Genomic DNA, 24,391 nt, shown 5'->3' with positions numbered 1-24,391 from the left:
CCAAAAGTACGGCCTTTTTCGCAACAGGAAAATTTTATTGTAAACTAACCCGTAGCTGAATACCTCCTTCGGTAACACTGTTGCGGAACGAAGTCGAGATTTTAGGCTCTGATACAGTACGTAGCACATAGAACTGCAGGTTCAGGCGCTGGCTCAGTACATAGTCGATAGTCGGGCGCAGCTGTAGCTGGCGCGAACCATTGATAATCTGGTTCTGGCTTCTTTCCACGCCCGCATCGTCCCTTGAGATGGCCCGCTGCACGGTCTGGTTATCCCGTACCGAGAAGTCCAGTCGCATGGTCAGTTCATTATCCAGTACGATTCGTTCTCCGCCAAACTTAAACGGCAGCTTAAAGTTACTGGTGCTGTAGCCGAATCCTACGACGTAGTCCTTTACGCTTGTTTCCGTTACCTGCGCATTCGTCAGGTTCAGCGACAAGTTACGCTCCATCTTATACTCTATACGACCTGTAAAGTTTGAGATCGTACGGAAGTTAACGCCCAGCAAGGGGGCCAGTCGCTCTACTACCGTCAGCTGGTTCACAATGTAATAAGGCTCTATCTGGCCGAACTCGTTGCGTGCCGTCGGGAAGCCCGTTGGCTCCTGGTTATAGGCAAGCGAAGTGGAGAAGCTCGTGATGTTGTAAGAAGAGTTATAGCCGTGCGACAAGCTGATCTGGCTGAACCATTTCTGGAAGACTGGCAGACGCTCCAAGCCGTTGTAATCGATACGCCAGTTCGGTATCGGCAGGCGGCTGAACGGGTTGTCGTTCTTCGCCTGGTATCCGTTTATGTCGCGGCCCTGGTAAGCGTACAAGAACGACTTCATCAACACCTCCTGTGAGTTCAGACTATAACCTGAGTCAGCTGCCGCAGGATTAGCCAAAGAAAGCTTCTCCCGCACGTTGTGGCGGTAGCGAACAAAGTGCTCAAAGGCATCAGAAATACCGGACTCAGTAGACTCGAACATAGTGCCCAGGGCTAAGAAAGAGGTACTGAAAGAGCCTGAGGTAAATGGGTTCTGGCGCTCGTCTCTCATGCCTACTTCTCCGAAATCGTCATACTCTTTACGGTAGAACACCTCGTCGATAATGGATGTCGTACGGCGGGCATCCACTTGTATGTTCAGGTTGCGTACCGGCTCCAGGTTGGCTCTGGCTGTAAACGTTTTTGTGTTAAGTGCGCTGAACGGGTTGTTTAAGTACTGGCTGCTGTCTGTGTACCACCCGTTGAGGTAGGCGCTGGCATACAGCTGATCCAGGTCATATTGCTTGCCTAGTATAAAGGGCAGGCCAGGGGCATCAAACGCATCGTCGAAGCCGAAGAAGGATGGCGTTGGCAGATAGCCCGGTAACATGGTGCCGCGGTTCTCCAGGTATGTTACGTTAATAGAGCGCGTCATCATCAGCAACCTTGCCAGTGACTTCAGGAACTTCATGTCTGGCTTCTTGGCAGTCGTGTCGTTGGCTGCTGCCGGCCTTACAGGGGCAGGGGAGTTTACGTCTTTCAGGAACCGCACCTTGTTGTAAAGCTTCACCATGTCTATCCTACCATTCGCACTGATCTCCGTGCTGTTCTCAGCCGTGTTCCCCAGTTTAAAGTCTGCTGCCTGGTTCAGGGCGGTGGATCCTGCTGTCCAGGTATAAGTAGCAGCATAACGCGCCTCTGTCGAGATCCAGTCAGTTAGCGGGAACTTGTCGAACGGTAACTGGTAGTTTAAGGCCACGATCTGGTTAAAGCTAGTGGTACGGCCTCCTTGCTTCAGGTTATTCCAAATCTCTTTGTTTTTGTAGGCCAGCGAGTCTATTTCTTTGTCGATGCGTGCATTCGGTTCGTCTATGACCGCACGCGTGTTGGCGGTATAATCCAGCGAGAGGCTCTTGGTCAGGTCCCAGCGCATGTCGTAGATGCGGTTAAAGTAGAAGTTCTTCTGGAACGTAGGGTTAATGCCGCGGGTGGTCACAAACCTTGTTTCCGGATCCGGACGCTGCAGGAATGTTTCGTTGTAGAAGCGGTTCAGGTCAGCGCGGAAAGCAAAGCGGCTTGGCACCAGCGAGAAGTTAAAGTCCTTCACCAGGCGCAGGTACGGCGAGTTTAGTCCCTCTGCGTTCGCGAAAGGGGTATAGTTCTTGGGCGTGTTGTTATAGGTATAAGCCAGCGAGCCCATGTAGGTCTTGCTGTAATCGCGGTCTGTCTCGATGTTAGAGAACAGGCGCTCGGCGTATGAGTAGGAGAGGGAGAAGTTCTCGATATCGTAAATCTGGGCTTTAGCCTCTGGGTTCGTGCGCTCTTTCCGTACGTTCAGCAGGCTGATACTTCTTCTCGTTTCCTGGGTTGTTACCTCTTTTCTATAGGCTGCCCGTTGCTCGTCGTTGTCGAACTTGGTAAGCGACTGTTTGAGCGGCACGTCTTTGTCCAGCGGGTCGTACTGGGGCTCGCTGTTCATCACGCCGTACTGTACGGTTAGCGGCACCTTCACGCCCCACGTCTCTGGCAGTAATTTATCCAGCACTACGTTGGCATTTACGTCGAACAGGGCAGTATTCTCCCGGGCACGCTGTGCGATCTTCTGCTGTAAGCCACCGAAACCAACCGTTGTATAAGCGCCTGTCGCAGTTACGTTGGCAAAGTCAGCCAGCTTGGCATTTAGCCTGGCGTTTGAGGCCCAGCCGGTCTGGTTGCGGAAGTCTGTTACGCGCAGCTCATCGGCCCACATACATACTGAGTGCGGACGAGCATCATCGTTTGTAACACGAGGGTTACGGAGACCGATCATCACGCCTTCTACCTCACTGAAATCCGGGTTACCTATCACGCGGATGATCTTGCCATTGCCCAGCTGGCGCTCATAGGCCTGGTACAGCGGATAGCCTGGTTTTAGGTTACGCTCCATTTTGGTGTCAACGAAATCCTGCAGGGCAATCGCTATCTCGTTCTCAGCAGGCCACACATCATAGGGAGAGTTGCTGCCTTTAGGCGTTAGCTTCAGTGGCACTACATACTCATAATAGTTCTGTGTGAAGTCGGTGCCGATACGGATAAAGGCCTGTACATCGCCATCACGAGTTGCCGGATCACTAGACTCTGCATGGATGTACATTTTCAGCTGCTTGTAGATCAGCATGTCCAGCGAGATGTTCTTGTACACAGCTTTCGAGAAAGTGTCTTTCAGGTCCTCTACACACAGCTGCAGCGACTGTTCATTCTGGCGGCGATTGTTGGTAGAAGAGTAATCACGAAGGCGCTCAATGCCTGGCGGCACCCTGTAGGGTGTCGTACCATCTATGGCCTGGCTGTTCTCCTCCACGTTTACGGTAGACACCGTAAAGCTTTTGGCGTCATCCGTACAGGTAAGACAAGGGCTGCCGTCTGTGATCGGCTGCTCGTACTTGCGCCACTGGTTGGCTACAAACTGAAACTGTACAAAGCGCAGCACAACCGGGTCAGCAAACTGGGTCAGGTACATCCGCATAAACCGGACAGACTTGAACCCGCTGATATTACCCACTGTGTTCGTGGGCTGGCGCACCGGGATGCGGAACTGGTACCAGGTGGCACCATTCTTTTCGTTCTTTACGGCATCCACAATATAGTTCTGGCCTATTTCCAGTTGTCCCGGCTTCAGGTTGATCTTGTACTCATAATACTGCTCCAGGTCGCTGATCACGTTGTCGCGGTTCAGGTCTTCCTTGTCCGGGAAGGCATAGCTGGAGAAACGGCTGCTTTCGGGGGAGTTACCCTCCATGCCGTTGAAGTTCTTGTAACGGGCCAGGATACCTGCACTGCGCTGGTCATACACCGGGTCCAGGTGGTGCAGGAAGTTGTCTGCAGAGGGGTCATCTAGCACAACTTGTGGCGGTGTACCCGGTATCTGGTTCAGGAAGCTGTTCTGAAAGTAGGTAACCTCACTAGCGTTATCCAAGCCGTCCAGACCAATGTCCTGGAGCTTGCGTGCACCCGGAATGCCGGTAAAGGCATCTGTCAGGAACTGCTGAGAGGTCACACGGCCCCACAGCGTCTCTTCCAGGTCTTGCATGTCGTTAGAGGAGGTAGGCAGACCGTTTTCGAAAGCATACTGGTTGTCCCGCAGGATATCCTCTGAAACGCTACCCAAGTTCAGTACCAGCTCTCCTCCCTCGTTGCGCGTGATCTCATTGCCTTCCGCGTCTTTTCTACCGTTCTTACCTGTAATAAAGGGGTCCATAAGCCAGAACTCGACATATTCAATGTTGGCATTGTCGAAGTCGGTGTCAAAGGAGATATCCCGGCTGATACCGCCCCAATTCTTGCGCGGGTCACCTGCCAGAAGGCCTTTAGACGTTAGTTCAGGATTGTAGTTGTACTGCCCGCGCTCGCTGGGGTAGTAAGCAATGTCAAAGGTGTACTCATAGGAGTTTGTTATCTCTGCATCACGCCCCGGAAAGACTTCGTTGCGCCATACGCCCCGCACATAGTGGTTCTGCAGTTCCTCTTTCGTGATGTTCTTTGGGCGGAGGTTATCCGCATCGCGGTAGAAGATCTGGTCGATGGTGTACCAGGCAATCTTAGCTCGGTTGTAGGAATAAGCCAGGCCGGGCCCGGGGACAAGCGGTGCAGGCGTAGCTGCCAGGCGCCAGCTGGTATTGTTAAATCCACCCAGGCTGTACGGCGTTTCCGACCCTTCGAAGTCATCAATATAAGAGGCACCGTCTTCATTGGCGTTGGACTTGGTCGTGCCAGGGACCAGCTGTGCTATCTCACCACTGAACGTAACAAAGGAAGGTACCTTGGTTTCCACAAACGGAAGGGCGTCTGTCATCTTCGTCAGGAAGCGCGACTCCTTCTGCATGTTCACATCAAAGCCGTAGATGGTGTTGTTGGTTGGCTCATCGCCGATGCTTACCCGGTTGATGTACGCCTGCTCGTTTATATGCAACATGGTTGCACCGAGGTTCACGTCGTCGTTCAGGCGGTAATCAAAACGGGCGCCGAGCATAGAGCGGGGCTGTATGTTCATGAGCTCCGCCTTTTCATAGGTCACGCGCAGGTCATTGGCGGCATTCAGGTAACTGGGGTTCAGTATTTTGATACGCCCCATGTCGTAAAACACCTGGTAGTCCGTGCCCTCTACCAAGCGGGTACCACCGGAATACACCACTACCGAGCCCTCCGCAATCTGGAAGCCCGGCAACATGATCTCATCAGCGGAGGTCGCCTGGAAGCGGCCCTGCAGGTAAAACTTAGCCTTGATGTTGTTCTGCTGTGCGTCTGTCTGCGTTTGATCGTACAGTTCCTGAAACACGTATTTCTCGATCAGGTCAGGGCGCCCCTCCAGCTTCTGGGCCAGGTAATCGCCAAACGGCTCTACCTGCGGAAAGAAGATACGGCCTGTTTCCGGATCGATGGTGGTACCGGGTATAAAGTCAAAGTTACCGTCGCTGGGCTTGTCGTTGTTAGAGTTAACGTTATCCAGGTTCAGCACTTCCACCAGCGGGATGTTCTGTATCGGGCTAGGCTCTTTGATGCTCGTAATGTCCACGCCGGTCTCATCGTCCTTGTAAATGATCTGCAGCTTAAAGTCCTCTCGGTTCAACTGCGTGGCATCCAGGCTGTAGACGTTCTTCATCATCAGGTCCCAGGTAGGGAGCTGCAGCGAAGGATTGGTAGCTCGTAGGAGCTTCATGTGGATAACCTTCTCATCGTCCAGGTTCTGGTAGTCGTCTATCAACTCACCTACCTGGTAGGTCTTGCCGTTGTAGGTATACTCAAAGGCCACACCTAGCACCTGATCCGGCAATAAGGCGGTGTTCAGGGAGATGTAACCCAGCTGTTGGTTAAACTTATACTCGCGTGGGTCCAGCTTACGGGCACGTACGTGCTCAAAGTCCACGCCTTTTTCCAGGCCCTGGCTGCGCAGGTACTCATCTACCTGTGCGTTACTGCGAGCCCTGTTGTTTCGGGCTACCTGGCTGTAAAGCGTATTGGCAGCATTGTCGGCTGGGGCGCTGGCGGGTTTGTTGCCAAACTGGTCGCGGTAAGGATCCGGCTCTGCCAAGTCCATGTAAGCTACCATGTTGCGCAGGTTCTCTGTAGAGCGGTTGCTGTTGGTTACGTACAGTTCCAGGCGACGTATTACGATGCCTGAGTTTATCAGTGGCAGGTTTTTAAGGGCATTGTTGTAGCGCCCTCTGAAGAACTGCGACAGGAAGAAGTGGCGGTCTTTGTCGTATTGGTCTACCCGAATGGAAAAAGGCCTGTTCTGGGCCCCATTCTGGATGATCACCTCATCATTCGTGCCCCGCACACTGGAGGCAATGGTCGTAACAGCCAGGCGGCCAAACTGCAGCTGGGTTTTAACACCGAACAGGTTTTGTGCTCCCGTGATAAGGGAGTTATTAAGCGGGAGGCTTACGTTACCGGCCTCTACTTTGCGTATAATTTCTTCTTCGTAACCGGTATAGTCCAACTTCATGTTGTTCTCGAAGTCGAAGTTGGCATTGTTATCCCAGTTAAAGTTCAGGCGCATCTTTTCGCCGATCTTGCCTACTAAGTTAAGCGAGATGTTCTGCTCAAAGTCAAAATCACCGGTGCTTTGCTGCCGGAGCGGGATGGTCGGGTTCTGGTTGCGGTTAAAGCGGGCCCCGAATTTTAGCGCGATGTTACCATTCGGCTGGATATCGACGTAGTTACCCCCGAAGATGCGGTCAAACACAGGGCTGATGTAGAGCTTTGGGATCAGACGGTTGCTGCTCATCACGCTCTCACCGTCTAGGCCGGCTGACTTGGCCCGCCAGTACTCCCGTACGGCCTGGCGTTGTTGCCACTCCGAAAACTCGCGCATGGTCATAGACGAAGGCGGACGGTAATGGATACCCCCTATCGTCTCGGTAATATTGTACTGCTGCAGGCTGTCGTCCAGCTCTACGTTTAGCTGCACATTGCTGGGCTGCCCTAACAGCAGGGGAGAGGAGCTGCTGCCGCCACTAAAAGGTGTGCCGTAGCGGTCGGAAGGTTCAAACGTAGGCCTGCGACTCGGAATGTACTTCTGGGTTTTAGACGTATCTGTCTTGGTTGTGTCCTGTGGATGCAGGAGGTCTTTAAGAATCGTAAACCTATACCGGCCGGCAGTACGCAGGTCTTCTGCCTGCGACCACCAGGCCAGCAAGGATATAGTAGCAACCGTTGCGAAAAGCAGGCTGTTCTTTTTACTTTTCCGAATCAAAATTGGGTATATCTCTTAAGAAGACTTCAACGCAAACTTAATCAACTCTTCAACGCTTAAGTTCCCTCCTTCGCGTTTGATTATAGAGTCTAACGTTTTCTCGGCCACATTTTTAGCAAAGCCAAGCGTAACTAAAGCAGATAACGCCTCGGCTCGGTTTGTATTGTGCGATGCAGCAGGCATTACAGCATCAGACAACAAGGCCTCTTTTTTCATTTTGTCCTTCAGTTCCAGAATGATGCGTTGCGCTGTTTTAGCCCCGATTCCTTTTACATGCTGAATGGTCCGGACGTCCTCCCGAACGATCGCCTGCTGTACTTCCTCTACAGATAAAGAGGACAGAATCATGAGCCCCGTATTGGGGCCCACGCCTGAAATAGATATCAGATGAAGAAACAAGTCCTTTTCTGCCGCCGTGGTGAAACCGTACAGCGTATGTGCGTCTTCCTTAATATGCAGGTACGTGTGCAATTTGCAGCGCTCGCCGCCAGGCAGAGAGGAGTAGGTGCTTAACGAGATTTTGATCTGGTAGCCTACGCCATTCACGTCTATGATGACGTAGGTTGGGTCTTTGTGCGCTAGCTTGCCATCAATATAGGCTATCATTTATATATGCTGGTTATTATGGTTTTGGGCGTCTACTACGGCTATGGTCACGATATTCACGATATCGCGGATAGAGCTACCTAGCTGCAGGATGTGCACCGGCTTACGCATCCCCATCAGTACCGGGCCTATTACCTCAGCTCCTCCCATCTCCTGCAGTATCTTATAGGCGATATTACCTGAGGCCAGGTTAGGGAAGACCAATGTATTGGCTCCTGTCTCAGCTAACTCACTAAACGGATAATGCTCGCGAAGCAAGTTGCGGTTCAGGGCTGTGTTAGCCTGCATCTCCCCATCCAGGAGAAGCTCCGGGTAACGCTGCTTCGCTTTACGTACCGCCTCGGCTGCTTTGTCAGGCACCTCGCCGCGCACTGATCCGAAGTTGGAGTAGGAAAGCATGGCCACACGCGGTTCCGTGTCGAAAAAGCGAACGGTACGAGCCGTAAGGCCGATGATATCAACCAATTCATCAGCGCTTGGGTTCACATTTACAGTGGTATCGGCAAAGAAATAAGGCTCCTTCTGGCTCAGCACGATGTACATGCCGGCTACCTTGTTCACGCCTTCTTCCACGCCCACCACCTGCAGTGCCGGGGAGATGGTTTTAGAGTAATCACGGGTCAGGCCGGAGATAAGGGCATCCGCCTCGCCATTGCTCAGCATCATGCTGCCGTAGTAGTTGCGGTCGCGCATCAGGCGGCGGGCATCAAACAGGGTTAGTCCCTTACGGTGCCGCTTTTCGAATAGCTGCTGTGCAAATTCCTCGCGTTTTTCATCCTCTTCATAAGGGTTGATGATCTGCACGCCAGCCAGGTCCATGTTGTTCTCCGCGATGATCGCCTCGATGGTCTCGCGGTTGCCCAGCAGGATAGGGTTGGCAATGCGCTGCTCTTTCACAATCTGCGCCGCCTTCAGGATCTTGTAGTGGTCTGCCTCGGCAAATACGACTGTCTTAGGCTCCTTCTTCGCCTGATTCGTCAGGCGCGTCATCAGCTTCTGGTCGATGCCGATGCGCTCTTTGAGCTCCTGCTCATAAGCCTCCCAGTCTGTGATCGGGCTTCTGGCTACACCACTGTCTATGGCCGCCTTCGCCACTGCCGGTGATATCGTGGTGATCAGACGTGGGTCCAGGGGCTTTGGGATAAGGTAGAAGCGTCCGAAGTTAATGGTGGTGTCGCTGTAAGCCTTGTGCACGATTTCCGGTACCGGCTCTTTGGCCAAAGCTGCCAAAGCGTGTACAGCAGCCAGTTTCATCTCCTCGTTGATCTCAGTGGCACGCACGTCCAGCGCCCCTCTGAAGATGTAAGGGAAGCCCAACACGTTGTTCACCTGGTTCGGATGGTCGGAACGACCGGTGGCCATGATCAGATCATCACGGGTGGCCATGGCGGTGCTGTAGGCAATTTCAGGATCTGGGTTAGCCAGGGCAAAGATGATGGGGTTAGGGGCCATCAGTTTCACGTACTCCGGTGCCAGCACATTTCCTGCTGAAAGGCCTATGAACACATCGGCACTCTGCATGGCCTCCTCCAATGTATTGATCTTACGGGTGGTGACAAACTGGGCTCTGTAAATATCCAAGTCGTTACGCTCCGGACGGATGATGCCGTCCTTGTCGAACATTACGATGTTGTCAAGCTTCACGCCGAGCGACACGTACAGTTTAGCGCAGGCGATGGCCGCGGCTCCTGCACCGTTTATCACCATTTGGATCTCGCCGATCTGTTTACCTGTCAGTTCAAGGGCATTTAGAAGAGCTGCCGCTGAGATGATGGCTGTGCCGTGCTGGTCATCGTGCATCAGCGGGATGTTCATCTGCTGCTTCAGCGCCATCTCGATCTTAAAGCTTTCAGGGGCTTTGATGTCCTCCAGGTTGATGCCCCCAAACGTAGGCTCCAGTGCCTTTACGATGCGGATGAATTCTTCCGGGTCCTGGCTGTCAATCTCAATGTCGAAGACGTCAATCCCCGCAAACTTCTTGAACAGTACGCCTTTCCCTTCCATTACCGGCTTAGAGGCATCGGGACCTATGTTGCCCAAGCCTAACACAGCCGTACCATTCGATATCACGCCTACCAGATTACCCTTAGCCGTGTACTTGTAAACATTATCTTTATCCGCATAGATTTCTTTACAGGGTTCAGCAACGCCAGGAGAGTAAGCCAGCGCTAAGTCGTGCTGGGTGCTCACCATTTTGGTAGGCACTACCTCTATCTTCCCTGGCCTTCCCTCCATGTGGTAGTTAAGAGCATCCTCTTTGTTTACTTTGATCATAAATTGAGTTATGGTTGTGTTGTTTTATTCTCAGCCTAGCTGAGGCTAAGTACAGCTAGGCAAATGCTAATTTTAAAAGTACTTGCTGCTTATCTTAAATCATTTTTCAAAGATAAGATGCTCACAGTTATCTGTATAGATCTTGCTGCTCTTTAGCACCACAAAGCTTGTTAAACAAAAAGCACCCTCTTGTTTAGAAGGTGCCTTGTTAAGATATGGGAGTGCTTGTTAGCTTAGAATCAGTTTCTGGCCTGGCTTAATGGCATTAGATTTCAGCTTGTTCAGTTTCTTTATTTGCTCCACCGAAATGCCATTGTATCGCTGTGAGATGTTCCAGAGGGTATCGCCTGGCTGCACGTGGTGAATTAGCTGTTCTGTTACGTCCTGTGCCTGTTTTGCAGCAGTCCTGGATTCTTTCTGAGAAGCCAGGACAACAGGAGTTTCCTTAGCCGTAGATTGCTGTAGCACGAGTAGCTTTTGCTCTGGCCAGATAGTGTTGTTCTTTAGGTTATTCCACTCTTTCAGTTCCTCGACTGATACATCGTGCTGTTGGGCGATCTGAATCAGGTTATCGCCTCGCTGAACAACGTAAGTCACTTTCTGCTGAACGCTTTTCTGCGCTACGGCAGGCTTTTCTTCTTTTGCAGTCTTAGCCGCGGCTAAAAGAACAGGGCTCTCCTCCGGTTCATGTGATTTCGCAGCAGGAGAGGCAGCTAAGAGAATACAGTTCTTATCTTCCGCCGAGGCGAACAATACCGCGCGTTGTGCGGGAATCCGCAGCTTGTAATTACGAGGGAGCTCAGGCTTCTTCAGCTCCGGGTTCAGGGCCATGAGTTCCTGCTGTGTCATGTGCAGTTCTTCGGCCAGTTTCTCCAGATTTAAAGCCTGCTGTACCTCTAAGTGTGCTATCTGCGGTTCATATAAAATAGAGTCAGAGAAGATGTTATGCTCTGCCGCATAATTCATGGAATAGATAACGGCTGTCATAGACGGCACATAGCCCCTGGTCTCTTTTGGCAGATAGGGGAAGATCTCCCAGAAGGTTTTCTTGCCGCCACCCGCTTTCCGGATCGCTTTGTTCACATTTCCCTGCCCGCAGTTATAGGCGGCGAGGGCCAGTTCCCAATCGTCGTAGTAGTTGTACAGGCGACGCAGGAACTTAAGCGCTGCCTCTGTCGACTTTACAGGGTCCATGCGCTCATCTATATACGCTGTTTGCTCCAGCCCGTACTCCCGGCCAGTGGCCTGCATAAACTGCCAAAGCCCTACCGCGCCAGCGTGCGATTTGGCCCTTGGGTTAAGGCCAGACTCTACAATGGACAGGTACTTAAGCTCCTGCGGCATGTCGTTCTTCTTCAGAAACCTTTCGAACAGCGGGAAGTACACATTTTCCCGCGTCAGCATGGTGCGGGTGTACTTCCTGTTGCGGATGGTGAAATAGTCTATGAAGTTGCGGACAAAATCGTTGAAAACAAGCGGGATGTCTGACTCGATACAGCTAAGCCTATCTGCGATCACGTCGTTCGGCACGTTCGGAATAAACTCCACAAGCAGAGCGAGCTCTTCCGGGGATAGCACGGCTACAGAATCAGCCCGTAGTTTTAGCTTAACGGAGTCACCGGGGACGGACGGATCAAGCGAACGGCTATGGCCGAGAGCACTGGCAGTAACTGACCAGATGCTGCCGGCCATAGCCGCGAGCAAGGTAAAGAATTTGCTGTAAGTCATATTAGGTGTTATGCTTCAACGGTTATCTTGTCCAGGATGTAATTCGAGAAAGCTAGCAAAGCTGGCTCTTCGAACGAGCGCGTCATGAGCTGCAACCCGATGGACAATCCGTTAGCATCGCGACCAACCGGGATAGAAATGGCTGGTACACCTGCAAGTGAGGCCTGAACCGTAAAGATGTCGGCCAGGTACATTGCCAGCGGGTTAGCTGTGTTCTCTCCTATCTTAAATGCAGTAGAAGGAGCAGTAGGCAATATAAGAAAATCATATGCCTGTAGCAACTCGTCGGTCTTCTCCTTAATAAGGCGTCTCACTTTCTGTGCCTTTGTATAGTAGGCATCATAATAATCGGCGCTAAGCACGAAAGTACCCAACATGATGCGTCGCTGTACCTCATGCCCAAAGCCTTCGGCCCTTGTCTTTTTATACAAGGAGGTCAGGTCGGTTACATTATCAGAGCGGTAGCCATAACGCACACCGTCGTAGCGGCCTAAGTTAGAACTTGCCTCAGCCGTGGTCAGAATGTAGTAGGTAGGTACCATGTAGTCCAGGTATGGGAACTCCACGGCCTCTACCTCATGGCCCGCATCTCTTAGCATGTCTTTCACTCCAAGGATGGCGTCCTTCACTTCTGTGTCCAGGCCTTCGCGCTCAAAGCAGTCCCGGATGTAGCCGATCTTATACTTCTTGTCAGAGGTCAGCAGTTGGCTGTACGGAGGTACTTCCCGTTGGCTGGCCGTGCTGTCCATTTCGTCCTTTCCGGCAACAACTTCCAGCAACAGGGCCGCATCCTCTACACTCTTTGTGATAAAACCTATTTGGTCGAATGAAGAGGCATAGGCGATCAGGCCGAAGCGGGAAATGCGGGAGTATGTCGGCTTCATGCCGATCACACCGCAGAAAGCCGCCGGCTGCCGCACGGAGCCACCGGTGTCGGAGCCAATAGAGGCAAGGCAGAGATCTGCCTGTACGGCAACGGCAGAACCTCCGGAAGAACCTCCCGGCACACGCGTATGATCATCTGCGTTTAGCACATTCCCGAAGGCTGAACTCTCGTTAGAGGCGCCCATCGCGAATTCATCGCAGTTCTGGCGACCGATAATAATGGCGTCTTCGTCCAGCAGGCGCTGTACGGCAGACGCATTGTAAAGGGATTTAAAGTTGTTCAGGATTTGGCTGGAGGCCTGCAGGCTGTGCCCTTTGTAGGCAAGCACGTCCTTGATGCCTATAACCATCCCTGCTAACTTACCGGCGGTGCCGTTGGCAAGCTTCTGGTCTACAGCATCAGCCTGGGCCAATGCCTCTTCCTCAAAAACTTCCAGGAAAGCATTTAACTCAGCCCTCTCCTTGATGTTCCGGAGATACTGCTCTACCAGTTGCTTGCACGAAACCTGCCCGTTAGCAATATCTGCGCGGATATCTCGTAGCGAATTATACTGTCTCAATCTATTTTGACTTAGGGTCGTCTTTGATGGATTGTTCTAGCTCTTGTTTTATTTCGTTTGTAGCATCTTTAAACTCCCGGATACCACGGCCAAACGAGCGGGCAATGCCAGGGATTTTGTCAGCACCAAACAGTAACAGCACAGCTGTTAAAATAACAAACATTTCTCCTCCTCCCAGGTCCCCCAGGAAAAGGAAAAGCGTGCTAAAATACATGTAGCTTTAAAAGCTTAAGCTTATTGGTGAGGGTTACTTTGTAACGCTTTGGTCGTCTTTCACAGAGCTTTCAATATCGCTCTTGATTTCCTTTGTCGCGTCTTTGAACTCGCGGATGCCACGGCCCATGCCTCTGGCTAGCTCAGGAATGCGCTTGGCACCGAAAAGTAACAAGATGGCGAACAGAATCAAGACAACTTCTGTGCCTCCAAGGCCTCCAATGAACAGGAAAATGTTAGTGATACCCATGTCTTTAGTGTTTAAATGGTGCTACAAAATTAAAGGTTATATTTTAATTAAACTCATAAGAGACAAGATTAGTTTAATCTGTAGCATTTGCTTCTTATGGTTTGTTGTTACACGCTGTAGCTGAGGTAACTAGCGCTAATGTAAGCAGATAACTACACAAGGGCAACTTATTCGGGGAGTTTGTTAAGAAGAAAGCCGTGAGAGGTTTTTAAAGAAAAGTAAACTCCCTGTTTGGGGATTATTGCCCTTGTTTGTCCTGTTTTGGGAACTTATGCTCCGGTGCTGCGAATGTTTGCTATTAATTATCAGATATTTGCGGAAAATTAGTCGGTTGGCATAACAATTGCATTGTGTATTGCGTAAGCAGGCGGCCGTTCAAAAGGTTGTAGTAACCTTAGCGCGCTGTGGAAGGAGCGGGGTTGCCGCTAACTGCTAACAGAGATGGCATTAAGGCTAGTACTTAAAGAAAAGCTTCTTCATCTAAAACCTTTTCTTTGAATATAAGTATAGCTATAAGTAAATGACAGTATGCTTCACATATTTGCATTAATGTTGCATTTGTGATGAAGGTGTTGTAAATTTAGATTTAAGAATCATAACGCCCCTTGAAGGGTTGTTTAGATAAAATATTAAGTTTGTTTTCATAGCTTGGAAAGGCACCCTGCACTGTAGGGTGTTTTTTTATTTCTAGCACGCCCTACTTTAATTCTGCCTACACAGAATAGTTTCCAGCTTGCTTGTTGCTAGTTGTTTCCGAACAGGGGAGGGGAAGACATGAAAAAGCCACGGCCGCCGCCGTGGCTTTTTGTTTTAACAAAGACTTATTGCCGTATGTGGCTTACTTATGGCTGATCCAGGTTTCCGGGTTCAGGTTCTGCTGGTTTTTCCAAATTTGGAACTGCAGTTCTGTTGTGCCGTCGCTGTCTGTATAGATAGTACCAATCGTATCGTTCAGCTTTACTGTCTGTCCTGTGCTGACGCTGACTGACTTAAGCTTGGCGTAAACCGTAAAATACTCCCCGTGTTGCACCATGACGATGTTGTTCATGCCGGGCACGGAGGCCACTGTGAGTACTTTTCCTTCAAAAATAGCCCGTGCGGCAGCGCCTTGGGAGGTTTGAATGTCGATTCCCCGGTTCTCCACGACTACCCCTTTTAAAACAGGGTGGTTATGGCGGCCGAACTTTTGTGAGACAAAGCCTCGCTCCACCGGCCAACCCAGACGCCCTTTGTTACCTGCAAAAGAAGAGGAGATAAGCGCTGCCTCTGGTGTTAGGGTTACTTTGCCCGCACTGGCACTCGACGCTTTCCCCGCAGCGCGGGCAGCCCTTGCCGCACGGGCTATCTCTTCCCGCACGATATCGGCAATCAGTTTGTCCAACTTCTTTACAGCCTGCTGGCGCGCTGCCACTTCCTGCTTCAGGTCAGCTTCCTGCTTGCTCAGGGTTGTGATAACGCTATCCTGTTGCTGCTTCAGGTTGTGCAAGTTCTTGCTTTCCTGTACTTGCTTTGCCAGCAGGTTTTCCTTTTGCTTTTTCTTGGACTCGAGCAAGGCTAACTGTCCTGTAAGTGCTGCCTGCACTTTGTTGATCTGCTCTACCTGTTTTTTGCGGGCCTCCGAATACTGTTGCAGGTAGCGCAGCCGCCTTACCAGTTGGTTAAAGGAGTCGGAGGCGAACAGGAACATGAGTTTGTTATAGCTATTGGCTGTTTTAGAGGCGGCATACACCATGGTGGCGTATTCTGCCTTTAGCTTCTCGAGGTCATTCTGCAGGGCCCCTACAATGCCTTCCGTCTCCTGCACGTCCGATTCGATGAAGTTGATCTCCCGTGAGATGTTGTTGATAACGCCTTTCTGTACCGTGATCTTCTCTTTGATGGCATTCAGCTGCCCAATAGAAACTTCCTTCTGCTTTTTAGTTTGCTGCAGAATGCGGTTTGCTTCTTTAATACGGGAAAGGTTTTCCTTCTTTTCTTTTTCGAGCTGTGCCTTGGACTTTTTTTTCTGGCCTTGGGAAACCAGCGGTAAACACAGCAGAAGCAGAAAGAAGGTGCATTTGTAAAGGGCCTTCATCAAAATGGTTCTTCTACACTAAGCTAAGTTTACAAATATGGCGAAACTATAAATGAAGAACCAACAGCCTCAGAGATTTAATTCATGGTGAGGCGCTTGTACTCGGTGGGCACACTGAATGGAAAACTTAGCTGTTCGTCTGTTATAGATACCCGGCTATGGTTAAGGGTAAAGGCGCTTACTTCTCCTTTTTGCAGCACCTGAGCGGCAAAGTTATGTGCAAAGGGAACCGCGCCTATATTTTGGAAGCTGTCGTACTTCACGGCAATGGTGTTGCCGGTGTTTTTATCCTGCACGTTTAGTCGCTGCAGTTTGCTGTTGGCATTACCGATAAAGTAATCGAAGATGAGGTTTCCCCGGAGCTGCTGCACGTGCTTTAAGTCACCCTCATTCAATATCTTCTCGGCGCCTTTAGCCTGATAGTTCCCGAGTAGGATGGCTTGGAGCACGTCAAAGCTGATATCCGCATTCAGTTTATTCCGGAGATACGAGTAATCGGTAGCAATATACTCTTTGCGCAGGCGATCCATTACAAACACAGAGTCCTGTGTTAGCTTTAGCCTGGCTGCCTCAATGCCTAGTCCCGGTTGTACCGATGCCCAGATGACGCTATCCTTTTTGATGCGGAGAGAGATGCCGGAAGAAAGGTTCTCGCTCTTGCTGTTAAGCGAGAGCTGACTCTTCGTACTCAGGTAATTAAAGTCGAGGTTGTTAACGTTTACGCTGCCAACGGTTTCTGTGGTGGTAGACGCAGTGGTGGGGGCCGTCTCTTTTTTGCAACCTGCCAGCAACAGTATTCCGAGCAGGCACAGCAAAAGGGGTTTACTCATACAGCTTTCTGTCTTTTATTTTTTGGTCTATAAAGGCGGAGGCTTCGCCCTTAAGTTTCGCCTTTTGCCACTGGCTGACGGCTTCTTCTTTTTTTCCTAGCTTAAACAACACGTCTCCGTAGTGCTCCACTACTGTGGCATCATCGGAAATTGCAACGGCTTGTTCCAGGTACTGTCGTGCTTCTGTGTACTTGCCCATTTTGTAGAGGACCCAAGCGTAGGTATCCAGGTAGTTGGGGTTGTTGGGGTGCAGCTTCACAAGGCGGGCGGCCATTTCTTTGGCTCTTTCCAGCTTCTCGTTGCGCAGCGACAGGAAATAGCTGTAGTTATTGAGAACGTGCTCATTTTTGGGATCCTGCGCCAGCACTGCCTCATAGGCCTCATCTGACTTCTTGTACTCTTTCAGGGCGTTGTAGCCATCCCCTAACTGCATGTTAAACTGCACGGCAAGCTGAGGTTCGCCTGCTGCCAGGCGCTTCCCGAACTCCAATGATTTTACGGCCTTGTCATAATTCTTCTCGATCAGGTGGCCGGTGCCATTGTAAAACCAAAACACGGCCTGGTTCGGGAAAAGCTCCAGGGCCTGCTCGGAGTGCACGACCATAGAATCTGCCTGCCCCAACTCAGCATCCAGTAATACGATCTGCTGCCAGATCTTGAAATGGGAATCATCCAGCCCCACTGCTTTTATATAATTATTCCGGGCAAGCTCCTTTTTGCCCACGATCGTTTGCAAATCGCCTGCTACGGCATAGGCTTTGGCCTCTTCAGGGTGCGTCTGTATGGTTAGGTCTACCAGTTCCAGCGACACATCTTCTATATCCGGATTAGGTAACTGCCGGATAAAATCCACAAGGATGCGCACCTTCGTGTCGATGTCCAACTCAGGGCTGGCAAAAGCGATCTTTACCTGCTTCTCCGATTCGTTCAGCTTTCCTTTCTGCCTGTTAAGGTCAGACAGCATGAGGTGGGCAAAGGGATTGTTGGGTTCTAGCTTCAGTGCTCTGCTAAGTGTGGCAATGGCCTCGTCTGTCTTTTTGGAGGCATTGTATAGCTCTGCCTGGGCCAAAAAGTAGCGGATTTCATTAGGATTCAGGCGCAGTAGCTTCTCGCCCTCTTCAATGGCCCTTACCACGTCCTTTTGCCGCAGGTAAATCTGCTGGCGGCTCACATAGATCTGCTCCAGCTCGCCGAACTGTTTTTCGATGCGGTCATAGGTTTTCAGGGCATCGTCAAAGCGCGACTGGGACAGATACAGGTCTGCTAGATTAAAGAGGTACTCCTCTGAGTTAGGGACGTTGCGGAGCAGGGCATTAAATGTTTGTGCTGCCTGGTCGTACTGTTTCTGGCCTGTTTGCAGCTGGGCCAGCAAAAGGTAGTAGTAGGCATTTTTGCTTTCCAAGGCTATGGCAGCCTGGGCAAAGGGCATCGCTGATTTTGTATCCTGCAGTTGCAGGTAGGTTTCGCCGATCTTGTAATTAATCGTGGCGTTGTTGGGGGTAATGGCGTAGGCTTTTTGAAAAAGCTGGAGGGCTTGTTGGTAGTCCTCCAGCATAAAGTATTTCATCCCATCCAGAAAAAGGGCCTCGCTTATCTGCCTGTCGCGCTCAGAGGGCTGTTGTGCCTGTGTGACAGGGGCAGCAACCTCTGCTCCTGTTTTGGCTTTTTTCTTTACAGACTGAGCGTTGCTTTCTCCTGCACCTATCAGGGCCAGGCAACATGTTGCAAGGACATATTTTCTGAATGTTTTCATGTTATTACTCTGTAAGCGTATTGTAGTCGCCGAGGCTGAGGTCAGATGGGCGCCCTTCATACACAACAAAGTTGCCAAGCATTGAGTTTGCAACGTTGCCGTTTTTAAGGGAAGTGTCCTTCTGAATGATGGAGTTACTTACCACAGAGTTATACACGCTCGTATTGTTTCCGATCGAAACGTGAGGCCCTACTACCGAATTGGTAATTTGGACGTTCTCTCCGATGTATACAGGCGGGATAATGACTGTGTTCTCCAGCTTCGCCGATGAGGCCACCAGGCCTTTCTCATCCTTTATATACTCCAAATAGCGTTGGTTAGTATATACTGTTGCGTTTTTATTTCCGCAATCGAGCCATTCGGAGATAACAGCAGGGATAAACTTAGTCCCTTTGTTCTTCATGTTCTCGAGCGCGTTGGTCAGCTGAAACTCCCCTTTATCCTTGATATTGTTGTCCAGCAGGTACTGTAGCTCTTTTTTCAGGTACTCACCGTCGCGGAAGTAATAAATACCAATAATGGCCAGGTCAGAGACAAATTCTTCCGGTTTCTCCACGAAGTCGGTGATCTCGTTGTCCTCGTTCAGCTTAACCACCCCATAAGGCCGCGGGTCTTCCACACGCTGTACCCAAATAGTGCCATCGGCATTGGTGTCTAGTTCAAAGTCGGCTTTAAAGAGCGTGTCGGCAAAGGCTACCACTACTTTCCCCTCCAGCGAGTCCTGTGCGCAAAGTATGGCATGGGCGGTGCCAAGGGCTTCCTCCTGATGATAAATGCTGCCTTTCGCGCCGATTGACTCAGCGACGCCTTTCAGGTCTTTTTCCACCTGCGCACCAAAGTCTCCAATGATGAAGGCCACTTCCTCGATCGGTTCGCGGCAGACTTTCGCGATGTCCTCTACCAGGCGCTGCACAATCGGCTTGCCAGCGATAGGGATCAGGGGTTTTGGAACAGTTAAAGTGTGCGGGCGCATACGCTTGCCCATACCTGCCATTGGTACTATTATCCTCATAGCTATTTATTTGGTTTATGCATGAAAGGCTGCAGCATTCGCTGCAGCCGCTTTTATTTTTAAATTTTAGTGCGAAGCTTGTGCTTCATGTATCGTTTTTATGCCCATAAAGTTATAAAGGGGCTCTGATTGCGTTATTTCGTGCCCGTGCTGCCGTAACCGCCAGTGCCGCGCACTGTGTCGCTTAGGCTTGCCGCCTCCTGCCATTCAATCCGTTCATAACGTGCTACCACCATTTGGGCGATACGCTCCCCATCCTCTACAGTAAACTCCTGGTCAGAGAGGTTCACGAGCAAGACCTTGATCTCGCCCCGGTAATCTGCATCTATGGTTCCCGGGCTGTTCACGATCGAGATACCGTGCTTATAGGCAAGGCCACTTCGTGGACGGATTTGCGCCTCATGGCCTTCCGGAAGCTCTATAAACAAGCCGGTTGGAACCAGGGCGCGCTGTAGTGGCTTCAGGACAAAAGGTGTCTCCAGGTTCGCACGCAGGTCCATGCCTGCAGCGTGCTCTGTCTGGTAAGAAGGGAGGGCGTGCCTGGACTGATTGATGACGTTAACAGGTAGTATTTTGTTGTTCATTATCTATAAATATAATGATTAAAATTTAAGGAAACGAGGATGCTCCCGCAGCCACACCACCACCACAAAGGCCGCACAAAGAGCCAGTCGGAAGGCGTGGCGCAGCCAGAAGTTCTCTAAGTCAGCCTCCAAGGCGATCCATGCTAACCCTGCCGCTAGCAGTATGTACCCCACTATTGTTTTAACAGGGTAGGGGATGGGGTAATGCTTGTTGCCGAGCAGGTAACTGGCCAGCGCCATGCTGAAGTAGCAGATAAAAGTAGCAATGGCAGAGCCCATATAACCCAGCACAGGTATAAGCAGGAGGTTAAACGCAATGGTAACAGCAGCCCCGCCAAAGCTGATGTAGGTGCCGTACTTCGTTTTGTCGGTTAGCTTAAACCACACAGACAAGTTATAGTATACGCCCAGGAAAAGATTGGCCAGGAGCAGCACCGGCACGACCAGAATTCCCTCCCGGTAGGCAGGATTTCGGAGCAGTAGGGCAAAGTCCTCGAGGTTGGCCGAGACAAAGAGAAAGATAAACGCGCAGGCGATCACAAACCACTTCATTACTAAAGCAAAGGTCTGCGGCGAGTTCTTGTCTTCTGCCTGTGAAAAGAAGAAAGGCTCTGCGGCGTAGCGAAACGCCTGAATGGCCAGGGTCATGAAGATGGAAAGCTTATAGCAGGCATTGTAAATACCCACCGCCGCCAAATTGCTTATGTTAGGATAGAAACTTTCAGGAAGCCACTCCTCTAACAGGATACGGTCCAGTAACTCATTGATAGCTCCCGCAATGCCCATAAACAAAAGCGGATAGGCGTACACCAGCATGGGGCGCAGCAACTCTTTGTTCAGTTCGAACCGAAAGATGCTGAATTCGCGCCAGAGCATGGGAATGAGCAGTGCGTTAGCCACCAGGTTTATAAGGAAGATATAACCAATTCCGAACGTCGGGCTATAGATGTCCTCCACGAGGGGCCGGAGCGTTTGCAGGTACTCCCCCTGGTAAATATCACGGCACAGCACCAGAAAGAACATGTTGGCTCCCACCGTGATCAGGATGTTAATGAACTTGATGGAGGCAAACTTAATGGCTTTGTTCTTTAAGCGGAGCCAGGCAAAGGGAATCGCCACAATCGCATCAATCGCTAGCACCAAAGCGAGCCAATTGATATAGCTCTTGAACTCAGCAGCATAGCCCTTAAACTCGACAACAGACCCGGAGGTCAGCAAGAGTACAGTCGTGAACGCAAGACTGCTGCAGATAATCAGGCTTAGAACCTGGTTGTAGAGCTTCTTTTGGTCAGCGCCGGGCTTGCTGGCGAACCGGAAGAAGGCGGTTTCCATCCCGTAGGTGTACAGGATGTTAAAAAAACCGGCAAGTGCATAAAGGTAACCAACCACACCATACTCCGCTGGTACAAAGATAGCGGTGTAAATGGGTACGAGAAGGTAATTAAGGGCGCGCCCAACAATGCTGCTTATGCCATAGGCAGCAGTTTGCCCGACCAATTTCTTGGCTATACTCATGTGTTTTGTTACGGGGCCGGGGGTGGCAGGAAAAATTAGATGCCCTTGAAGTTAGGCTTGCGCTTTTCCAGGAAAGCACCTGTGCCTTCTATAAAATCTTCTGACGTACAGCAGCGGGCAAAAGCGTTTGCCTCTGTCTGATAGCCGTTCTCATCTTTATTGGAGGCGGCATTTACGCACTCGATCACTAAACCAATGGCAAGCGGGGCTTTGGCGGTGATTTTAGACAGTATCTCCAGGCACTTTGCCATTAAGTCTTCCTGTGCCACTACGTGGTTTACCAGGCCGAGTGCGCGGGCTTCTTCAGCCCCGATCATATCGGCTGTCATCATCAGTTCCATCGCCTTTCCTTTGCCGATCAGTTGGGTCAGGCGCTGCGTGCCGCCGTACCCGGGGATAATGCCCAGGTTCACCTCCGGCTGGCCAAAGCGGGCGTTCTCACTGGCTACACGCATGTGGCAGGCCATAGCGAGCTCACAGCCGCCACCCAGGGCAAAACCGTTCACGGCCGCGATCACCGGCTTGTTGCAGCGTTCCACCATGCTGAAGACCTCCTGGCCATGCTCAGCAAAGCTGCGGGCTGTCACCTCGTTCAAGTCAGCTATCTCGGTAATGTCAGCACCCGCTACAAAAGCCTTTGTACCTGCCCCCGTAAATATAGCCCCCTTAATGTCTTGGTTGTCATACACTTCCTGAATGGCGTTTTTTATTTCCTTAATAGTGCCTATATTCAAGGCATTAAGCTTATCTGCCCTGTTAATAGTTATCGTCAGAATGCCGTTATTCAGGTCAAGCAACAGGTTTTCGTACGTAGCCATAGGTTGGTTCAACTCTGGTTTATTCCTTGTTTCTTTGTTCACAAATATAACGATTTAGTTCAATCCTTAAACAGCTATTTAAGGAGGGGGATTGCTCACCTTGTACTAAACAAACGGAGGCGACTTAAGTTAGTACCTCGTCTGATTATCAATTTTAACTAACAACATAAATGAGTTTTTTTTCAGAGTTTAAGAAGTTTGCCGTTAAAGGGAATGTAATTGACCTAGCTGTTGGTGTCGTAATCGGTGCCGCTTTTGGCGGTATCACCAAGTCGCTTGTAGATGATATCATTATGCCTCCCTTGGGCTTACTTATTAGCAATGTTGATTTTACACGTTTAAAGTTGGAGTTAAGGGAGGCAGTGGTAGAGAACGGAGAGGTCTTAGAGCCAGCTGTGGCCATTAACTACGGCAACTTTCTGCAGACGGTTGTGAACTTTCTGATCATTGCCTTTGCTATTTTTCTGCTGGTGCGCAGTATTAACCGACTACGTGAGAAAGAAGCGGCAAAGCCTGCCCCGCCCGTTAACAAGCAGGAAGTGCTGCTTGCTGAGATACGCGACCTGCTGAAAGGGCAGAGCGAGGCCACAGCCACAGCGCCCGACAACAAAGTTGTATAACCTATTAAAACACGATGTTTACGCTTTCACCCCGATTTCTTTTTACTACTCTTTGCCTGTTCTTTCTTTTCTTGTTTAGTGCGAACGCCCAGCGGCTTTATGTAAAGCCGCCTGTTTTGGAAGACCCCGATACCGTTGGTGTGTGGGACTTTAGCGGTACCGGTTCCCTGAACCTTAACCAGATAAGCCTGAGTAATTGGTCGGCGGGTGGGCAAAATTCTTTTTCTGTGCTTGGGGCCGGTACGATTTATGCGAACTACAAGAAAGGGAAAGGGACTTGGAACAATGCGCTGGATATAACTTATGGCCTGATAAAGTTGGAAGGACGTCGCATGCAGAAGAGCGACGACAGGGTGGAGTTGAACCTGAAGTACGGCTACCGGGCCTCTAAGGAGTGGTACTACACGGGGCAGTTAAACGTACGATCGCAGCTCACCCCAACTTATACCGTTACCCGCGACACGCTGGTGTCAAACTTATTTTCCCCCATGTACGTACTTACCTCGCTTGGTATGGATTTCAAGCCGAACGATAAGCTTTCAGTCTTCCTGTCGCCCCTGACCGGTAAGTTTACCATTGTGGAGAGCCAGATGCTCGCAGACCGCGGGGCTTTTGGCGTGGAGAGGGCCGAGAAGGATCCGGAAGGCAACCTGATACCGGGTACCGGAAAACACCTTCGGAAAGAGTTCGGTGGTTACATAAACGTACGCTATAAGAACGAGATACTCGAAAACGTACTGTTGCAGTCTAAGCTCGACCTGTTCTCCAATTACCTGAAGGACCCGGAGAACATAGACTTGAACTTTGAAAATCAGGTAAGCTTTAAGTTTAATGAGTTTATCTCGGCCAACTTTTTCCTGCACATGATTTACGACGATGACGTGAAGGTGGATGTGGACCGTGACGGGGATGGAAAGGATGAAAGCAAAGGGCCACGGCTGCAGGTAAAGCAGATGCTCGGAATTGGACTATCTTATAAGTTTGAGTAGCTGAACTTTTGCCCTTCTTCTTGGCGTTAGCAGAAAAATGTATACTTTTAGCGTGTGCTTTCGTTGTGTATAATAAACAATAACGCAGAATTATGAAGAAAATAGCTCTAACGATATTTACACTTGGGATTGTACTTTTATGCACGGAAGCAAAGGCCCAGACTTCGCAGAGTAGTTCGCTGTCTTCCAAAGATGAGTTTTGGGGAACTGCAAAAACACAAGTAAAAGGAGCCTCAGTGGATGCCGCTGAAAGACGTGCACAAGGGCTTGATCCCCGGTTTAATGACTATGAAGACGGACGCAAAGGGAATTTTGCCAAGAAAAGCATTATGAACAGTAAACGGATGAAGGAAATCCTGAAGATGGAGAAAAAGATGCAGAAGAAGCACAAACGCGACCTGCGCCGCCTTCGCCGTTCCAGAAACAATTAAGAAAGATTACAAATAGGAAAAGCTACCATTTTGGTAGCTTTTTTTGTG

At 50.4% G+C, this 24,391-nt stretch carries 17 protein-coding genes; 3 read left to right on the top strand and 14 right to left on the bottom strand.

The features are described from left to right. Positions 1–34 precede the first annotated feature (34 nt). From sov to CHB92_RS15685, 14 genes are all read right to left on the bottom strand, one after another. Positions 35–7,201, bottom strand: coding sequence for a T9SS outer membrane translocon Sov/SprA (sov, locus tag CHB92_RS15750; protein ID WP_245842628.1), 7,167 nt, complete (start codon positions 7,199–7,201; stop codon positions 35–37). Between the two features lie 15 nt (positions 7,202–7,216). Continuing rightward, on the bottom strand, positions 7,217–7,807 hold the full coding sequence (ruvA, locus tag CHB92_RS15745; protein WP_089320181.1) for a Holliday junction branch migration protein RuvA: 591 nt from the start codon (positions 7,805–7,807) through the stop codon (positions 7,217–7,219). Further along, positions 7,808–10,081 (bottom strand): NADP-dependent malic enzyme, encoded by a 2,274-nt coding sequence (locus CHB92_RS15740; RefSeq protein WP_179223071.1) that lies wholly within the window; start codon positions 10,079–10,081, stop codon positions 7,808–7,810. It abuts the gene before it with no gap. 228 nt (positions 10,082–10,309) lie between these two features. Beyond that, the gene (locus tag CHB92_RS15735; protein WP_089320180.1) at positions 10,310–11,809 is read right to left on the bottom strand and encodes a lytic transglycosylase domain-containing protein; all 1,500 of its coding nucleotides are present in this window, start codon (positions 11,807–11,809) and stop codon (positions 10,310–10,312) included. An 8-nt stretch (positions 11,810–11,817) separates the two neighbouring features. Further along, positions 11,818–13,254, bottom strand: a complete 1,437-nt coding sequence (gatA, locus tag CHB92_RS15730) for an Asp-tRNA(Asn)/Glu-tRNA(Gln) amidotransferase subunit GatA (protein ID WP_089320179.1) — start codon at positions 13,252–13,254, stop codon at positions 11,818–11,820. 1 nt (position 13,255) lies between these two features. Then, positions 13,256–13,468: a Sec-independent protein translocase subunit TatA/TatB gene (locus tag CHB92_RS15725; protein ID WP_089320178.1), complete on the bottom strand. Its 213-nt coding sequence runs from the start codon at positions 13,466–13,468 to the stop codon at positions 13,256–13,258. Between the two features lie 33 nt (positions 13,469–13,501). Further along, a complete protein-coding gene (locus CHB92_RS15720; protein WP_089320177.1) occupies positions 13,502–13,717 on the bottom strand; it encodes a Sec-independent protein translocase subunit TatA/TatB in 216 nt (71 codons plus the stop codon). 838 nt (positions 13,718–14,555) lie between these two features. Then, a complete protein-coding gene (locus CHB92_RS15715; protein ID WP_089320176.1) occupies positions 14,556–15,791 on the bottom strand; it encodes a murein hydrolase activator EnvC family protein in 1,236 nt (411 codons plus the stop codon). A 77-nt stretch (positions 15,792–15,868) separates the two neighbouring features. Continuing rightward, positions 15,869–16,621 carry a DUF4292 domain-containing protein gene (locus CHB92_RS15710; RefSeq protein WP_089320175.1) on the bottom strand — a complete coding sequence of 251 codons (753 nt, stop codon included), beginning with the start codon at positions 16,619–16,621 and terminating at the stop codon, positions 15,869–15,871. Beyond that, positions 16,614–18,374 (bottom strand): tetratricopeptide repeat protein, encoded by a 1,761-nt coding sequence (locus CHB92_RS15705; RefSeq protein WP_245842626.1) that lies wholly within the window; start codon positions 18,372–18,374, stop codon positions 16,614–16,616. Before CHB92_RS15705 ends, CHB92_RS15710 begins: the two co-directional genes overlap by 8 nt. Positions 18,375–18,378: 4 nt before the next feature. Beyond that, complete coding sequence (locus CHB92_RS15700) at positions 18,379–19,386, bottom strand: sugar phosphate nucleotidyltransferase (protein ID WP_089320174.1); 1,008 nt, start codon at positions 19,384–19,386, stop codon at positions 18,379–18,381. A gap of 134 nt (positions 19,387–19,520) precedes the next feature. After that, the gene (dut, locus tag CHB92_RS15695; protein WP_179223070.1) at positions 19,521–19,970 is read right to left on the bottom strand and encodes a dUTP diphosphatase; all 450 of its coding nucleotides are present in this window, start codon (positions 19,968–19,970) and stop codon (positions 19,521–19,523) included. A gap of 18 nt (positions 19,971–19,988) precedes the next feature. Next, a complete protein-coding gene (locus tag CHB92_RS15690) occupies positions 19,989–21,485 on the bottom strand; it encodes an oligosaccharide flippase family protein (RefSeq protein ID WP_089320173.1) in 1,497 nt (498 codons plus the stop codon). Between the two features lie 35 nt (positions 21,486–21,520). Next, positions 21,521–22,303, bottom strand: coding sequence for an enoyl-CoA hydratase/isomerase family protein (locus tag CHB92_RS15685; protein ID WP_089320172.1), 783 nt, complete (start codon positions 22,301–22,303; stop codon positions 21,521–21,523). Positions 22,304–22,473: 170 nt separating this feature from the next. On the opposite strand from CHB92_RS15685, the gene mscL reads away from it, so the two are divergent. The 3 genes from mscL to CHB92_RS15670 all read left to right on the top strand — a co-directional run bounded on the left by mscL (position 22,474) and on the right by CHB92_RS15670 (position 24,343). Continuing rightward, a complete protein-coding gene (mscL, locus tag CHB92_RS15680; RefSeq protein ID WP_089320171.1) occupies positions 22,474–22,923 on the top strand; it encodes a large-conductance mechanosensitive channel protein MscL in 450 nt (149 codons plus the stop codon). Between the two features lie 116 nt (positions 22,924–23,039). Further along, positions 23,040–23,912, top strand: a complete 873-nt coding sequence (locus CHB92_RS15675) for a DUF3078 domain-containing protein (protein WP_245842625.1) — start codon at positions 23,040–23,042, stop codon at positions 23,910–23,912. Between the two features lie 92 nt (positions 23,913–24,004). Then, complete coding sequence (locus tag CHB92_RS15670; RefSeq protein ID WP_089320169.1) at positions 24,005–24,343, top strand: hypothetical protein; 339 nt, start codon at positions 24,005–24,007, stop codon at positions 24,341–24,343. Positions 24,344–24,391 lie beyond the last annotated feature (48 nt).

This window comes from Pontibacter ummariensis, assembly GCF_900188175.1.
Lineage (GTDB): Bacteria > Bacteroidota > Bacteroidia > Cytophagales > Hymenobacteraceae > Pontibacter > Pontibacter ummariensis.
This window is presented reverse-complemented; position numbering and strand designations above follow the sequence as displayed.

Coding starts and splice junctions, on each gene's coding strand:
- CHB92_RS15725 (WP_089320178.1), bottom strand. CDS start 13,468: ATGTATTTTAGCACGCTTTTCCTTTTCCTGGGGGACCTGGGAGGAGGA.
- CHB92_RS15700 (WP_089320174.1), bottom strand. CDS start 19,386: ATGAGGATAATAGTACCAATGGCAGGTATGGGCAAGCGTATGCGCCCG.
- CHB92_RS15715 (WP_089320176.1), bottom strand. CDS start 15,791: ATGAAGGCCCTTTACAAATGCACCTTCTTTCTGCTTCTGCTGTGTTTA.
- CHB92_RS15670 (WP_089320169.1), top strand. CDS start 24,005: ATGAAGAAAATAGCTCTAACGATATTTACACTTGGGATTGTACTTTTA.
- CHB92_RS15685 (WP_089320172.1), bottom strand. CDS start 22,303: ATGGCTACGTACGAAAACCTGTTGCTTGACCTGAATAACGGCATTCTG.
- CHB92_RS15690 (WP_089320173.1), bottom strand. CDS start 21,485: ATGAGTATAGCCAAGAAATTGGTCGGGCAAACTGCTGCCTATGGCATA.
- CHB92_RS15735 (WP_089320180.1), bottom strand. CDS start 11,809: ATGACTTACAGCAAATTCTTTACCTTGCTCGCGGCTATGGCCGGCAGC.
- CHB92_RS15720 (WP_089320177.1), bottom strand. CDS start 13,717: ATGGGTATCACTAACATTTTCCTGTTCATTGGAGGCCTTGGAGGCACA.
- CHB92_RS15740 (WP_179223071.1), bottom strand. CDS start 10,081: ATGATCAAAGTAAACAAAGAGGATGCTCTTAACTACCACATGGAGGGA.
- ruvA (WP_089320181.1), bottom strand. CDS start 7,807: ATGATAGCCTATATTGATGGCAAGCTAGCGCACAAAGACCCAACCTAC.
- CHB92_RS15710 (WP_089320175.1), bottom strand. CDS start 16,621: ATGAGTAAACCCCTTTTGCTGTGCCTGCTCGGAATACTGTTGCTGGCA.
- mscL (WP_089320171.1), top strand. CDS start 22,474: ATGAGTTTTTTTTCAGAGTTTAAGAAGTTTGCCGTTAAAGGGAATGTA.
- CHB92_RS15705 (WP_245842626.1), bottom strand. CDS start 18,374: ATGAAAACATTCAGAAAATATGTCCTTGCAACATGTTGCCTGGCCCTG.
- dut (WP_179223070.1), bottom strand. CDS start 19,970: ATGAACAACAAAATACTACCTGTTAACGTCATCAATCAGTCCAGGCAC.